A 14,710-nucleotide genomic window follows, 5' to 3' on the forward strand; every position below is an offset into this window, starting at 1 on the left:
GTCGTGTCTGATCTCTAGCTAGCTCTCGGCGGGGTTGCGGGCCGGCCGGCCCGCAACCCTCGCCACTCACACCTCTTCGACCGAGCTCGGCTCACGCCGCGACAGGTCGATGCCCAGCTCCTCCGCGGCCCGGAACACCTCGTCGTCGGTCTCCCGCATCTCCAGGGCCACACCGTCGCTGGAGAGCACCTCGACATTGAGGCAGAGCGACTGAAGCTCCTTGAGCAGCACCTTGAACGACTCCGGAATGCCCGGCTCCGGGATGTTCTCGCCCTTGACGATCGCCTCGTAGACCTTCACCCGGCCGAGGACGTCGTCGGACTTGATCGTCAGCAGCTCCTGCAGCGCGTACGCGGCGCCGTACGCCTGCATCGCCCAGCACTCCATCTCACCGAAGCGCTGGCCACCGAACTGCGCCTTACCACCCAGCGGCTGCTGCGTGATCATCGAGTACGGACCGGTCGACCGCGCGTGGATCTTGTCGTCGACCAGGTGGTTGAGCTTCAGGATGTAGATGTAGCCGACCGCGATCGGGTCCGGCAGCGGCTCACCGGAGCGACCGTCGAAGAGTTGGGCCTTACCGGACGAACCGATCAGCTGCTTGCCATCCCGGTTGGCCCGGGTGGACGCGAGCAGACCGGAGATCTCCTCTTCGCGGGCACCGTCGAAGACCGGGGTGGCCACGTTGCTGTCCGGCTCGGACTCGTCGGCACTGATCGCCTGGAGCTGCCGCTTCCACTCGGCGTCGTCCCCCTCGACCTTCCACCCGGTCTTGGCCACCCAGCCGAGGTGCGTCTCCAGCACCTGGCCGATGTTCATCCGGGATGGCACACCGAGCGGGTTCAGCACGATGTCGACCGGGGTCCCGTCCTCGAGGAACGGCATGTCCTCCACCGGCAGGATCTTGGAGATGACACCCTTGTTGCCGTGCCGGCCGGCGAGCTTGTCGCCGTCCTGAATCTTCCGCTTCTGGGCGACATAGACCCGGACCAGCTCATTGACGCCCGGCGGCAGCTCGTCGCCGTCCTCGCGGGAGAAGGTACGCACCCCGATGACCGTGCCGGTCTCGCCGTGCGGCACCTTCAGCGAGGTGTCCCGGACCTCGCGCGCCTTCTCGCCGAAGATCGCGCGGAGCAGTCGCTCCTCGGGGGTCAACTCGGTCTCGCCCTTGGGCGTGACCTTACCGACCAGGACATCGCCAGGGACAACCTCGGCGCCGATCCGGATGATGCCCCGCTCATCGAGGTCGGCGAGCATCTCCTCGCTGACGTTCGGGATGTCACGGGTGATCTCTTCCGGCCCAAGCTTGGTGTCCCGGGCGTCAACCTCGTGTTCCTCGATGTGAATCGAGGTCAACACGTCCTGCTGCACGAGGCGCTGCGACAGGATGATCGCGTCCTCGTAGTTGTGGCCCTCCCAGGTCATGAACGCCACGAGCAGGTTGCGCCCGAGCGCCATCTCGCCGTCGTCGGTACACGGACCGTCGGCGATCACCTGGCCGGCCTCGACCCGGTCCCCCTCGAACACGACCGGCTTCTGGTTGACGCAGGAGCCGGCGTTGGAACGGCGGAACTTGTGCAGCAGGTAGGTACGACGGTGGCCGTCGTCCTGGTGCACGGTGATGTAGTCGGCGCAGAGGTCCTCGACGACACCGCCGAACTCGGCGACCACCACGTCGCCGGCGTCCACCGCGGCCCGGTACTCCATGCCGGTGCCGACCAGCGGCGCCTCGGCCTTGACCAGCGGCACCGCCTGACGCTGCATGTTCGCGCCCATCAGCGCGCGGTTGGCGTCGTCGTGCTCGAGGAACGGGATCATCGCGGTCGCGACCGAAGTCATCTGTCGCGGCGACACGTCCATGTAGTCCACGGCCGCCGGGGGCACGTCCTCGGTCTCGCCGCCCTTACGACGGACCAGGACACGGTCCTCGGCGAATGAGCCATCCGCCCGCAGCGGTGCGTTGGCCTGCGCCTTGACGAAGCGGTCTTCCTCGTCCGCGGTCAGGTAGTCGATCTGGTCGGTTACCTGACCGTCAACGACCTTCCGGTACGGCGTCTCGATGAAGCCGAACGGGTTGACCCGGGCAAAGGTGGACAGCGCGCCGATCAGCCCGATGTTCGGGCCTTCCGGCGTCTCGATCGGGCACATCCGACCGTAGTGCGACGGGTGTACGTCGCGGACCTCGAATCCGGCCCGTTCCCGGGACAGACCGCCGGGGCCGAGCGCACTCAGCCGACGCCGGTGGGTGAGGCCCGCCAGCGGGTTGGTCTGATCCATGAACTGGGACAGCTGCGACGTACCGAAGAACTCCTTGATCGCCGCCACCACCGGACGGATGTTGATCAGAGTCTGCGGCGTGATCGCCTCGACGTCCTGCGTGGTCATCCGCTCCCGAACGACCCGCTCCATCCGGGACAGGCCGACCCGGACCTGGTTCTGGATCAACTCACCCACGGTACGCAGCCGACGGTTACCGAAGTGATCGATGTCGTCGGCTTCGTAGCCGTCCTCCCCGGCGTGCAGCCGGCAGAGGTACTCGACGGTGGCGACGATGTCGTCCTGGGTGAGCACCCCGGTGTCGATCGACAGGTCCAGTTCGAGCTTCTTGTTGAACTTGTATCGGCCGACCTTGGCGACGTCATACCGCTTCGGGTTGAAGAAGAGGTTGTCGAGCAGGGTCTGGGCGTTCTCCCGGGTCGGCGGCTCGCCCGGACGCAGCTTGCGGTAGATGTCCAGCAGCGCCTCGTCCTGGCTGCCGATGTGGTCCTTCTCGAGCGTGGTCATCATCAGCTCGGACCAGCCGAACCGCTCGCGGATCTGCTCCGCCGTCCAACCGATCGCCTTGAGCAGCACGGTGACGGCCTGCCGACGCTTACGGTCGATTCGGACCCCGACGGTTTCGCGCTTGTCGATGTCGAACTCGAGCCAGGCACCCCGGCTCGGGATGACCTTCACGCTGGAGAGGTCGCGGTCGGAGGTCTTGTCCGGCTGCTTGTCGAAGTAGACGCCCGGCGACCGGACGAGTTGGCTGACGACGACGCGCTCGGTACCGTTGATGATGAAGGTGCCCTTCGGCGTCATCATCGGGAAGTCACCCATGAACACCGTCTGGCTCTTGATCTCGCCGGTGGTGTTGTTGGTGAACTCCGCGGTCACGAAGAGCGGGGCGCAGTAGGTGAGATCCTTCTCCTTGCACTCCTCGATCGAGGCTTTGACCTCGTCGAAGCGTGGGGCCGAGAAGGAGAGTGACATAGTGCCGGAGAAGTCCTCAATGGGACTGATCTCGTCGAGAATCTCCGCGAGACCCGAGCGCGCGTGCGGATCGTCCGCCGACCGGCCCTGCCACGCCTCGTTGCCAACCAACCAGTCAAAAGACTCGGTCTGAATGGCAAGGAGGTTGGGGACCTCGAGGTGTTCGGTAATCCGACCGAAAGAAACTCGGCGGGGAGCGAAAGCGCTCGACGTACGACTGGTCTTCGCAGGGCGGGAAGCTGCCAAGATGCGTCCTTCCGAGGACCGGTGCTGCAGAACGGCTGGTACGCGCGCACTCCAATAACCCCACCAGAAATATCCGCAAACGGACATTTCCGAGCAGGGGTAAATTCGGAAGGCAGCGCAAACTAGCAGTGTAGCCGAGAGGCTGGCCGCTGTCCAGCCAACCCCGCAGTTCATCGCGGAACGCGCCTCGGAACCTCATGCCGGGCCGCTCAGAACGCGACACTCCCACCGGGCGACTCGCCGAGCCCGCACCGAAGTGGCGGCGTTGCAAGCGCGGAAAGTCTTGCTGGTTTCAGCGTGCCTGCCGGGCCGGGCCGCGTCAAGAGCCGGCTACCGCTGGCTGCGACCCACCGCTCCCCGTCGGCGTCGGAGCGCCGGCGCAGCCACGTGGGCAGCGCAGACAGGCCAGGCTCCCACCAACCGCGGAACACCCAGCTCGGCCGGGGCAGCTCACGCCACCAACACGGGCGGGCGGCGATCCGCTGACCGGATCACCGCCCGTCGTGCCGCAGGGTGCCCCGGCACACGTACACCGGGACACCCTGCCGGGGTTAGCACAAAGTCACTTGAGGGTGACCTTGGCGCCCTCGCCCTCGAGCTTGGCCTTGGCCTTGTCGGCGGTCTCCTTGTTGGCCTTCTCCAGGATCGCCTTCGGAGCGGACTCAACCAGGTCCTTGGCCTCCTTGAGGCCCAGGCCGGTCAGCTCACGCACGACCTTGATGACCTGGATCTTCTTGCCGCCGTCGGCCTCGAGGACGACGTCGAACTCGTCCTTCTCCTCCTCGACCGGCGCAGCAGCACCGGCGGCCGGGGCACCAGCGGCCACGGCGACCGGCGCCGCGGCGGTGACCTCGAAGGTCTCCTCGAACTGCTTCACGAACTCAGAGAGCTCGATCAGCGTCATCTCCTTGAACGCGTCGAGCAGCTCGTCGGTGCTGAGCTTCGCCATATCTGGCGTCCTTTCTCAAGTGGTGTTGCTAAGAATCGTGTGCACCGGGGCAGCCTCAGGCCGCCTCGGCGCCTTCCTTCTCGCGCTTGTCCTGCAGGGCAGCCGCCAGGCGGGCCGTCTTGGCCATCGGCGCCTGGAACAGCGACGCGGCCTTGCTCAGGTTGCCCTTCATGGCACCGGCCAGCTTGGCCAGCAGCACCTCGCGGGACTCCAGGTCGGCGAGCTTCGTGACCTCGGCCGCAGAGATGGCCTTGCCCTCGAAAACGCCGCCCTTGATGACCAGCTTCGGGTTGGTCTTCGCGAAATCGCGAAGACCCTTGGCCGCCTCGACGACGTCGCCCGAAACAAAAGTCAGCGCGGTAGGACCGGTGAACAGCTCGTCGAGCCCGGAGATACCCGCGTCCGCCGCGGCACGCTTGGCCAGCGTGTTCTTGGCGATGGTGTAGGTGGTCTCCGTGCCGAGCGAGCGCCGCAGCTGGGTGAGCTGGGAGACCGTCAGACCACGGTACTCGGTCAGCACGGTCGCACCCGCGTTGCGGAAGCTCTCGGTCAGCTCGACGACGGCCGTGGCCTTGTCGGCCCGGATCGGCTTGTCCGCCATGTCCCTCCTCTCTCGTTACTCCAGGCTGGTCACCGTCATCGGCGGTAGCCGACGGCGGTAGCCGACGGCGGATCCGGAGGAAACACAGCAACGAGAAAAGCCCCGGCGCAGGGCGCACGGGGCGAAAGGCTGGTGCTGGCACCACAGTCGGCGGACCGTGGGAGACAACCTGTTTTTCGCTTACCGCCCTGCGCGGGTCGCCCGTCGTCGCGGAACCTTCGACCGTGCCGAGGCACGGTGACCAGCGGTCTCTGGGTGGAACTTCGCGACAAGAATACGCGATGCCCGCAGGGGCTGCCACACGGCCCCCCACCAGCCCTACCGCCCACCACCCGGCCGTCAGCCGTCAGCCGTCAGCCAGAAAGCCGAACGGGGCCCCACCAGCCGGCAGGGCCCCGTTCGAACGCAGTCGTGCTCAGCCCTCGGCGGAGCTCTCCTGCAGGTTCTTCACCGCGTTCGGGTCGACCGGAACACCCGGGCCCATCGTGGTGGTGAGGGTGACCTTCCGCAGGTACTTACCCTTGGCCGCGGACGGCTTCACCCGCAGGATCTCGTCGAGGACCGCCGCGTAGTTCTCCACCAGCTGGCTCTCGGAGAACGAGGCCTTCCCGATGATCAGGTGCAGGTTGGAGTGCTTGTCCACCCGGAAAGCGATCTTACCGCCCTTGATGTCCGCAACCGCCTTGGCGACATTCATCGTCACCGTGCCGGTCTTCGGGTTCGGCATCAGACCGCGCGGGCCCAGGATCCGCGCGATCCGACCGATCTTTGCCATCTGGTCCGGCGTGGCGATCGCCGCGTCGAAGTCGAGCCAGCCGCCCTGGATCCGGGCGACCAGTTCGTCCGTGCCCACCTCGTCGGCGCCGGCGGCAACGGCCTCCTCGGCCTTCGCGCCGGCGGCGAACACGATCACACGCGCGGTCTTACCAGTGCCGTGCGGCAGGTTGACCGTGCCGCGCACCATCTGGTCCGCCTTACGCGGGTCGACGCCGAGGCGCATCGCGACCTCGACCGTGGCGTCGAACTTGGTGGAGGTGCTCTCCTTGGCCAGCTTGACGGCCTCGGCGGGGGTGTACAGCTTCGACCGGTCGATGGCCGCAGCCGCCTTGCGGTAGTTCTTGCTGTGCTGCATCTGTGGTTACTCCTGTGGTCTCTGGCGGGCCGCGGTGCTCGCGAGCCCTCCCACAAACGGGATCGGCGGGTCGGCTCGGGTCAGTCGACGACGTTCAGGCCCATCGACCGGGCGGTGCCGGCGATGATCTTCTCGGCCTGGTCGAGGTCCTTGGCGTTGAGGTCAGCCATCTTCTTCTCGGCGATCTCCCGCAGCTGGGCGCGGCTGACCTGGCCGACCTTCTCCATGTGCGGGACACCCGAGCCCTTCGCCACACCAGCGGCCTTGATCAGCAGCCGGGCGGCGGGCGGGGTCTTCAGCACGAAGGTGAACGAGCGGTCCTCGTAGACGCTGATCTCGGCGGGGACGATGTCGCCCCGCTGGGACTCGGTCTGCGCGTTGTAGGACTTGCAGAACTCCATGATGTTCACACCATGCTGACCCAGCGCGGGGCCAACCGGCGGCGCCGGGGTGGCCTGGCCCGCCGGCAGCTGAAGCGTGAACGTCTTGACGAGCTTCTTCTTCGGAGGCATGTCACTTCCTGGGACGTGGAACGGAAATTCGCACCGCCTGCCGGGCATGCACGGTCAGCATGCCGCGTAGACGGCGACGTTCTAGGGTAGCGCACCCCGACTGCCGGCTTTCCGGGGTCCGACTGCCAGCCGGACCCCGGCCAGAAACGAGTACGTCGGCGGTGGGTAGCTACCCACCGCCGACGTACTGAAGATCAGATCTTGGCGACCTGGTTGAAGTTCAGCTCCACCGGGGTCTCTCGACCGAAGATCGACACCAGCACCTTGAGCTTCTGCTGGTCAGCGTTGATCTCGCTGATCGTCGCCGGCAGGGAGGCGAAGGCACCGTCGGTGACGGTGACCGAGTCGCCGACCTCGAAGTCGAGGACCTTGACCTCGGGCTTCGCCTTCTTTTCCACGGCCTCGACCGCTGGCGCCAGCCACTTCAACACCTCGTCGAGGCTCAGCGGCGCCGGACGGTCGGCCCGATCGGTGGCGCCCACGAAGCCGGTCACCCCGGGCGTGTTCCGCACGCAGGAGTACGACTCCGCGGTGAGCTCCATTCGCACCAGGATGTAGCCGGGGAAGACCTTGGCCTGGATCTGGGACCGCTTGCCGTTCTTGACCTCGACCTCGTCCCGGGTCGGCACCTCGACCTGGTAGATGTAGTCCTCCATGTCGAGGGAGGTGATCCGGGTCTCAAGGTTGGTCTTGACCTTGTTCTCGTAGCCGGCGTACGAGTGCACCACATACCAGTCACCCGGCGCGTAACGCAGCTTCTGCCGCAGCTCGGCGACCGGGTCGAACTCGTTCTCCTCGGCCGGCTCGCTGGCGCTGGCGGAGAGCTCCGGCTCGCTGGCGGCCTCAACCGACATGTCACCAGCCGCCGTCGCGACCGTGGACTGCTCGTCCACAGGCTCGGCGGTCTCGTCGTACTCAGGCACGCTTGCTCACTTCCGTCACTATCAGCACAGTCAGCCGGTCAGCTGGGGTTACCGAAAGCCCACAGCACAACCTCGGCGAAGCCGAGGTCCAGGCCAGCCACGATCGCCAGCATCACGGCGACGAACACGATCACCACGGAGGCGTAGGTCAACAGCTCCTTGCGCGTCGGCCAGATGACCTTACGCAGCTCAGCCACGACCTCGCGGATGAATCGCGCAACTCGACCAATCGGGCCAACCTTGTCACCCTGGGTACGGCTCTTCGGCCGGTCAACCGACTCGGCCCGAGACGAGCTGCTCGCGCTTTCACCCCGGGAGGCTGGCTCATCGTCGGCGCCGGCATCGCCGGCAGCGTCGAGCTCGCCGTCCAGACGCTCGTCGTCGGCATCCTCGCCACGCCGCTTGTTGTCGGCCACATCGCCCTCCGTCGCGGGATGTCGGTTCGCACGCCGTCACAGCATACGCGGCGTCTGGTCACGCCGGCCCGACCGTCCGCGACGGGCCGTAGCCAGCGGTCCGAACTTGGGGCCCGAGTGCCTCGGAGCCGCCCTGCCGATACCACCACCACGGGCCGGACGCCGCCAGCGGCGACGCGACCCACGAAACGATCAGGCCTGAGGCGCAGGGGTGACAGGACTTGAACCTGCAGCCTGCGGTTTTGGAGACCGCTGCTCTGCCAATTGAGCTACACCCCTATGCGGCGGACGTCACCTCACCCCGCCAAAACGGCTGGGCAGGGTCACGTGCCCCACGGCGGACCAGTGTACGGGTAGTGGCACGACTTTCCCAACCGGTCCGCCCCTGGCACGTCAAAGATCGATCAGCCGGACGTCCGAATCGTCGCCCTCGCCTGCGACAACACCTTCTCCCCGCCGCAGGTCGCGGTGATGTCGATCCTGGTCAGGCCCGCATCGGTGACCTCCCGAACCGCCGCCGTCACCTCGATCTCGGTGCCCTGGTCATCGTCTGGGACAACTACCGGCCGGGTGAATCGGACCCCGTAGTCGACCACCGCGTCGGCAGCGCCGGCCCACTCGGCGACGGCCCGGCCCACCAAAGCCATCGTGAACATGCCGTGGGCGATCACGCCCGGCAGCCCGACGGAGGTCGCGATCCGGTCGCTCCAGTGGATCGGGTTGAAGTCTCCCGAGGCACCCGCGTAACGGATCAGGTCCGCCCGGGTTACCCGGAATGTCTTGGTCGGCAGCTCCATCTCAGCCCTCCCCCCGTACGACAATCTTCGACCAGACGGTGACCACCGACGCACCATCAGGCGTGGTGACCTCGGTGCGGGTGGTCAGGAACCCGTGCCCGCCGCGGGTGCGGACGTCCTCGATGGTGTTGACGCAGACCAGTTCGTCCCCCGCCACCACCGGGCGGGTGTAGGCGAAGCGTTGGTCGCCGTGGACCACCCGGCTGTAATCGACACCGAGATCCGGATCCTCCACGATCTGACGGGTGGCGGCCATGGTGACCACGATCGGAAAGGTCGGCGGGGCGACCACGTCCGGGTGGCCGAGTGCACGAGCGGCAGTCGGGTCGTAGTGGGCCGGTTCGGTGGCGCCGATCGCGGTCGCGAACTCACGAATCTTCTCTCGGCCCACCTGGTAGGGGGCGGTCGGCGGGTAAGTCCGGCCGACAAAGGAGGGGTCCAGGGACATGCCGCGAACCTACACGCAGAACACGGCCGCCGACCCACCCGACCGGCAGTGGCAAAGCCACGCGGGCGGAGGATCGGCGACCGTGGATAGATCAGCGGTGGACCGCCAGGATCAGCGGGTCTCGCGGTGGATCGTGTGCCGGCCGTCACGCGGGCAGAACTTCTTCAGCTCGATACGGTCCGGGTCGTTACGCCGGTTCTTGCGCGTGATGTAGTTGCGCTCCTTGCACTCCACACACGCCAAAGTGATCTTCGGCCGGACATCGGTCGCCTTCGCCACGGCGGAGTGCCTTCCTCGTAAATGGGTGACAACTACGGGCGCATCAGCCTACGCGCAGAGCACGTGGACATGCAAAGCGGGCGCCGAAGGCGCCCGTCCCATCATCCGCCGGGTGAGGCCCGATGGACGAAAGTAGCGGTGGCCGGACTTGAACCGGCGACACAGCGATTATGAGCCGCTTGCTCTGCCACCTGAGCTACACCGCCGGGTGGGTCCAGCCGGACCCTCTGAGCCCCCTTACGGAATCGAACCGTAGACCTTCTCCTTACCATGGAGACGCTCTGCCGACTGAGCTAAGGGGGCCTGCGCAACCACTCGGTGGCCGTGCAGAGGTAAGCCTACACGGCGGGATCGCGGAGCTGAAATCGGATCCCCCGGTGGCCCGTGGGCCCAGCTCACGGCACGACCCGCAGTCGCGGCGGCTCCCCCGCGGCCGCTGTCCCCGACTCCAGCTGGGCGCCGAACCACGCCTCCAGCCGCTCATAGGGCAACGGCCGGCTGAACAGGAACCCCTGCCCGTACTCACAGCCGATGTCCTGGAGAAGCTCCAGGGTCAACTCGCTCTCCACCCCCTCGGCCACCACGGTGAGGCCGAACTGCTGGGAGAGCGTGACCACCGCGTTGACGATCGCCAGGTCACCGGGGTCGGTCGCCATCCCCTGCACAAACCGGTGATCGACCTTCACCTCGTGCACGGGGAGCCGGCGCAGGTGGGCAAGCGACGAGTTACCCGTACCAAAGTCATCCACCGACAGGCGGACGCCCAGATCGCGCAGGCGCCGCAGGGTCGGAATGGGGCGGTCGGTGCCGTCCAACACCCCGGACTCCCGGATCTCCAGCGTGAGCCGCTCCGGCGGCACCTCGTACTCCTCGAGCAGCTCCCGCACCCGCTCCGGAAAGTGCTGGTCAGTCAGCGTACGCGGGGAAAGGTTGACCGCGATGGAGAGCGGGTGCTCCCCGAGCGCCCAGTCACGGCTACGCCGTAGCCCCTCCCGGAGCACGAACTCGGTGAGCCGCCCCAGCTGACCGGTGTGCTCCGCGACCGCCACGAAGTCCTCCGGGGCGACTGTCCCGTGGGCCCGGTCCTCCCAGCGGGTGAGGCACTCGACGCCAACCAACCGCCGGTCCCGCAGGGTGACCTTGGGCTGGAAATACACCTCCAAATCGCCGTTGTCCAGAGCCCGCCGCAGGTCGCTGGCGAGACCAAGACGCCGCAGCGACCGGGATTCCAGCACCGGGTTGAACAGCTGGACGTCCCCGGGGGCGGCCTTGGCCGCGGCCAGGGCCAGGTCGACCCGTTGCAGCAACACGGCGGCCCCACTGCCGTGGTCCGGGTGGACAGCGACGCCCACCGCGGTGTCCACGTCGAGGGGGAGCCCGTCAAAGGTCACCAATGCCCGGATCTGCTCCCGCATCCGCGCCGCCAGGTCCCGCGCCTCGGCGGCGCCCGGTAGCCGCAGGGTCACGAGAAACTCGTCACCGCCGACCCGCCCCACCAGCGCGGACGACGGCGCACAGGAGCGAAGCCGCTGGGCGACCTCGACCAGGACCTTGTCCCCGGCGGCACGCCCGAGGGACTCGTTGACCTCCCGGAGTCGCCCAACGTCGAAGAGCAACAACGCCACCACCTCACCCGGCGCTCGGATCTTCACCGCCTCGTCGAGTGCCGCGGTGACCCGCCGCCGGTTGGGTAGCTTGGTGAGCGTGTCGTGGTCGGCGTCGTGCCGCAGCCGGTCGACCAGCCGGGAGTTCTCGAGAGCGACCGCGGTGTGCGCGGCGACGGTCTCGAAGGCGGGGATGTCATCGGGGGTGAAGTGGCCGCCGTCGCTGAGCCGGTTGACGACCTCCAGGGTGCCGATGACCGCCTGTCCCGACCGCAACGGGACGACGATCACGTCCTTCACCCCATGCCCGGCCAGGTCCCGCGAGATGTCGGGGAGTTTCGGAAGAGCCCGGCCCGCCGCGAGGGTCACCCCGGACTCCCGGACCTGTTCCCGCAGTTCGGCAGGGGTTGGGGCGATGTCGAGCAGGCCCCGGTCGTCCACCCGGGCGCTGAGCAACAGCTCTGGATAGCGGCCCAGAGCGGGAAGCCACAGGGTCGCGTACTCGGCCTGCATCAGCGCCCGGATCCGGCCCAGCAGCGCATCGGCGACGGCGCCCTCCCGACCGCCCTCGGCCATCGCCCGGGTCAGCTCGTACATGCTGCTCAACATGCGATGCTGCCGGAGGAACTGCGCGTACGAGCGGTAGAGCACCACCATCGCGACGGCCAGCACGGCGATCAACAGAATCGACCACCCGGTCGATTCCAACGCCAGCAGCAGGATCAGGCCGATCACCGCGTTGATCGAATTGACCAGCTGGGTCACCGGCGACCTGCGGAACAGCTCCCGGCCGGCCTGCCAGCCGTGCAACCAGCTCACCACGCCGCTGATTGCGAGCAGCGAAACCACCGAGTTCACCGTCACCGCGGCGAACAGGACCGCCCACGTCCGCGGGCCAGTTCCATCCACACCAGAGAGTCCGACTAGGACGACACCGCCGAGCGAGGCGGCCGCGCCGGTGCGGGCCAGGTTGAACCCGATCTTGACCACGCCGAGCCGACGCCAGAGATGCCCGGCGAGGGCGGACAGCACCATGAGCACCACCACCGTCACCGGTGGCAGGTAGTAGAAGGCCAGCACGAGTGGGATCTCGGTGGCGATCACCTCGAGCGCCTGGCGACGGACGACGATCTGCAGGACCTGCGTACTCGCCGCGACCATCGCGACGAACAGGGCTGTGGTGATGGTCAGGTTGGCGGGCGACGACTCAGTCGCGAGCGCCAGGAAGACGGTACAGAGCACCGCGACCATCGCCAGCGGGGCGGTGATCAGCCAGACCTGCTCGGCGGTCCTACGCACCGGCGGAGAATTGACTGACATACCGCCCCCTGGTCGGTGGCGCGGAAGCTACTGCAGTACCGATACGCCTGCTTCCAGGGCAGGCGCGGTCCAGTTGTAGTCAAAGAGCTGGGCACTCGACCCCACAGCCAGCAAGCCACCCACGAACGCAGCCACAACCGCGAACGCGAGGATGGCACGCCAGCGGTACGTCGATTTAGACATAGGTCAACTCCTGTCGAGGGGGACCGGAGGTGGTTGCCGGTGCCACGATGGTGCCACACGTGAATCGTCCGGCAAAGCCACCGGAACCACTATGGCAGCCAAGCGGGAGGCCCGGCTGAACGGACTCATCGGTACAGCATGGGACGAACCCGATCTGCACCTGCGCCTGCCGCCGTCCCGGCACACCCCCTCGGGTGCAGCCCGGCGATTCCGGGGTATCTCAGCCGCCATGCCAGATCAGGAGCGGTCAGTGGACGCGGAACACTCCCGGCCGGCCGGGCTCGATGACGCCGCCGTCGAAGCACTGGGCGGATTGAGCGAGGCGTTGGAGACAGTCCACCGGGCGCGGGGTCACCTGTATTCGGCACACCAGCTCATCGGGGGAGCAGACCTCACCCTCGACCGGGTGGTACGGCTGCTCCGCGAGGCCGGGCACGACGACATGGCCGACCGGGTCGAGCACGAGCTGCTGGGCCGCAACGTGCTACCCGGACGGTGGACATTCCAGATCGTGGAGGAGTTCGACGACGGTTACTACGCCACGTTCCAGAAGATCGAGCGGGACGCACGGGAGCGCCTGGCCGGCGGGCGGCGGCACATCTACGAGGCGGAGATGAAGCAGCGGCGCCGTACCCACGGGTTGCGGGGGCACGAGGCCACACCGGAGGCGGGAGCTCCGTAACGTGGCCGGGCAGCACCACGAGTTGCGCCGCTCGGGCAACGCCACTCGAACGTTCATCGGTTGACCGGGACTGGCGGGAGCCCGACCCGAGTGGTACGCAGCGGCGCGGACAGCAGTGCCAACAGCCCGACGCCGCCGGTGGCCACCGCGCAGATCACGACCGCCACCACCGCACCACGGTGTTCGACGACAGTGCCGAGCACGTTGAGCATGACCAACGAGGCCAGGCTCTGCACCAGGGTCAGCAGGGCCTGAATCCGGGACAGGTGCGTCTCCGGGGTCGTCCCCAGGATCAGGGGCCCGATGTGCGCGGCGAAGAGGCCACTCCCGAGTCCCAGGACCACCGCCGCGCCGATGGCGACAGCGGCGGTGGGCGAGAGCGCCAGTCCGAGGACACCGGTGCTCGCTATCAACAGACCCCAGGCGGAGAGGAGACCGGGCCGGCCGAGCGGGCCTCGGCGCGCGACAGCCAGGGTGACGACCAGCATGCCGATGCTCTGTGCCCCAAGAATGAGACCGGCAGCCGCGGCATCCCAGTCTTCCGCCCGCGCGAGCAGCGGGACCAGCAACGACAGCACCGGGAGCAGGAACGCCGCCGCGGCCCCGGTCATCGTCAACCCGGGACGCAGGAGCGGATCACGAAAGCCAACGCGGAGGCTGTCGAAGGCGTCACGGACAACCCCGCCGCCCCCGGGCGGCGGCGGGGCGCCGTACCGCGGCCGGATGGCGATCAGCAGCATCAGTACCGCGGCGAAGGTCACCGCGTTGACCAGGGCGGCCCCCGCCAGCCCGGCCAACCCGACGAGAACCCCGCCGAGCGGACCGCCGCCCACGGCCACCACCTGACCGCCGGCCTGACGTAGCGCCAGGGCCCGCGACAGTTGGTCCGGGTTGACCAGCCGTCGCGGCATCGAACCGGACGCCGGCAGATAGAAGGCGTCAGCGACCCCCACGGCAACCCCGGCGGTGAGCAACAACCAGGGTGGCGCCCCGAGGTGGTAGGCCGCTGCCGCCAGGGCGACCGAGAAGACGAGCATCGCCGCATCGCCGATGATGAGCACTCGGCGGGCGCTCACCCGATCCCCGACCGCCCCACCGATCAAAAGCAGCAGCACCCGCGGCAGCGTGATGGCGGTGAGCACCAGACCGGCGATGGCACCGCCATGCGCACTCGCCTGCCAACCGAGGGCGAAGTAGAACAGCGAGTTGCCCAGCAGCGAGGCGAGGATCCCGACGAGCCAGAGCAGGTACGAGGTGGGCAGTTGGTACCTCCGGCGGCCGCGACGCAGATCTGGACCACCGGACAATGCCGGATCTTGGCCGCTGCCACAAGGCCGGCCAGGAACGGCCGTACCGCGGGGATACC

Annotated in this window: 13 protein-coding genes and 3 tRNA genes; 1 reads left to right on the plus strand and 15 read right to left on the minus strand. The window is 67.7% G+C overall.

What is annotated here, in order from left to right:
* Positions 1 to 66 precede the first annotated feature (66 nt).
* The 14 genes from rpoB to SALPAC2_RS0113005 all read right to left on the minus strand — a co-directional run bounded on the left by rpoB (position 67) and on the right by SALPAC2_RS0113005 (position 12,479).
* Positions 67 to 3,498: a DNA-directed RNA polymerase subunit beta gene (gene rpoB / locus SALPAC2_RS0112940; protein ID WP_026184691.1), complete on the minus strand. Its 3,432-nt coding sequence runs from the start codon at positions 3,496 to 3,498 to the stop codon at positions 67 to 69.
* A gap of 562 nt (positions 3,499 to 4,060) precedes the next feature.
* Positions 4,061 to 4,447 (minus strand): 50S ribosomal protein L7/L12, encoded by a 387-nt coding sequence (gene rplL, locus SALPAC2_RS0112945; protein WP_018217070.1) that lies wholly within the window; start codon positions 4,445 to 4,447, stop codon positions 4,061 to 4,063.
* Positions 4,448 to 4,502: 55 nt separating this feature from the next.
* Positions 4,503 to 5,048 carry a 50S ribosomal protein L10 gene (gene rplJ / locus SALPAC2_RS0112950; RefSeq protein ID WP_018217071.1) on the minus strand — a complete coding sequence of 182 codons (546 nt, stop codon included), beginning with the start codon at positions 5,046 to 5,048 and terminating at the stop codon, positions 4,503 to 4,505.
* A gap of 415 nt (positions 5,049 to 5,463) precedes the next feature.
* A complete protein-coding gene (rplA, locus tag SALPAC2_RS0112955) occupies positions 5,464 to 6,180 on the minus strand; it encodes a 50S ribosomal protein L1 (protein WP_018217072.1) in 717 nt (238 codons plus the stop codon).
* Between the two features lie 80 nt (positions 6,181 to 6,260).
* Entirely contained in the window at positions 6,261 to 6,692 is a 432-nt protein-coding gene (gene rplK / locus SALPAC2_RS0112960) for a 50S ribosomal protein L11 (protein WP_018217073.1), read from the minus strand.
* 194 nt (positions 6,693 to 6,886) lie between these two features.
* On the minus strand, positions 6,887 to 7,615 hold the full coding sequence (gene nusG / locus SALPAC2_RS0112965; protein WP_018217074.1) for a transcription termination/antitermination protein NusG: 729 nt from the start codon (positions 7,613 to 7,615) through the stop codon (positions 6,887 to 6,889).
* Between the two features lie 38 nt (positions 7,616 to 7,653).
* A complete protein-coding gene (secE, locus tag SALPAC2_RS0112970; protein ID WP_018217075.1) occupies positions 7,654 to 8,031 on the minus strand; it encodes a preprotein translocase subunit SecE in 378 nt (125 codons plus the stop codon).
* Positions 8,032 to 8,237: 206 nt separating this feature from the next.
* Positions 8,238 to 8,310 (minus strand) — tRNA-Trp (locus SALPAC2_RS0112975).
* 125 nt (positions 8,311 to 8,435) lie between these two features.
* Positions 8,436 to 8,828 (minus strand): MaoC family dehydratase, encoded by a 393-nt coding sequence (locus SALPAC2_RS0112980; RefSeq protein WP_018217076.1) that lies wholly within the window; start codon positions 8,826 to 8,828, stop codon positions 8,436 to 8,438.
* Position 8,829: 1 nt separating this feature from the next.
* Positions 8,830 to 9,276: a MaoC family dehydratase N-terminal domain-containing protein gene (locus SALPAC2_RS0112985; protein ID WP_018217077.1), complete on the minus strand. Its 447-nt coding sequence runs from the start codon at positions 9,274 to 9,276 to the stop codon at positions 8,830 to 8,832.
* Between the two features lie 111 nt (positions 9,277 to 9,387).
* Positions 9,388 to 9,555, minus strand: a complete 168-nt coding sequence (gene rpmG / locus SALPAC2_RS0112990; RefSeq protein ID WP_012184342.1) for a 50S ribosomal protein L33 — start codon at positions 9,553 to 9,555, stop codon at positions 9,388 to 9,390.
* 133 nt (positions 9,556 to 9,688) lie between these two features.
* Positions 9,689 to 9,761, minus strand: a tRNA-Met gene (locus SALPAC2_RS0112995).
* 24 nt (positions 9,762 to 9,785) lie between these two features.
* Positions 9,786 to 9,858, minus strand: a tRNA-Thr gene (locus tag SALPAC2_RS0113000).
* 92 nt (positions 9,859 to 9,950) lie between these two features.
* Positions 9,951 to 12,479, minus strand: coding sequence for a putative bifunctional diguanylate cyclase/phosphodiesterase (locus SALPAC2_RS0113005; protein ID WP_026184692.1), 2,529 nt, complete (start codon positions 12,477 to 12,479; stop codon positions 9,951 to 9,953).
* Positions 12,480 to 12,879: 400 nt separating this feature from the next.
* Between SALPAC2_RS0113005 and SALPAC2_RS0113010 the strand changes: the two genes are divergently transcribed.
* Complete coding sequence (locus SALPAC2_RS0113010; protein WP_026184693.1) at positions 12,880 to 13,344, plus strand: hypothetical protein; 465 nt, start codon at positions 12,880 to 12,882, stop codon at positions 13,342 to 13,344.
* Between the two features lie 53 nt (positions 13,345 to 13,397).
* Here the strand turns inward: SALPAC2_RS0113010 and SALPAC2_RS0113015 are convergent, their stop codons facing one another.
* Positions 13,398 to 14,651: an MFS transporter gene (locus SALPAC2_RS0113015; RefSeq protein WP_018217080.1), complete on the minus strand. Its 1,254-nt coding sequence runs from the start codon at positions 14,649 to 14,651 to the stop codon at positions 13,398 to 13,400.
* Positions 14,652 to 14,710 lie beyond the last annotated feature (59 nt).

It is taken from the genome of Salinispora vitiensis, assembly GCF_000378825.1.
Lineage (GTDB): Bacteria > Actinomycetota > Actinomycetes > Mycobacteriales > Micromonosporaceae > Micromonospora > Micromonospora vitiensis.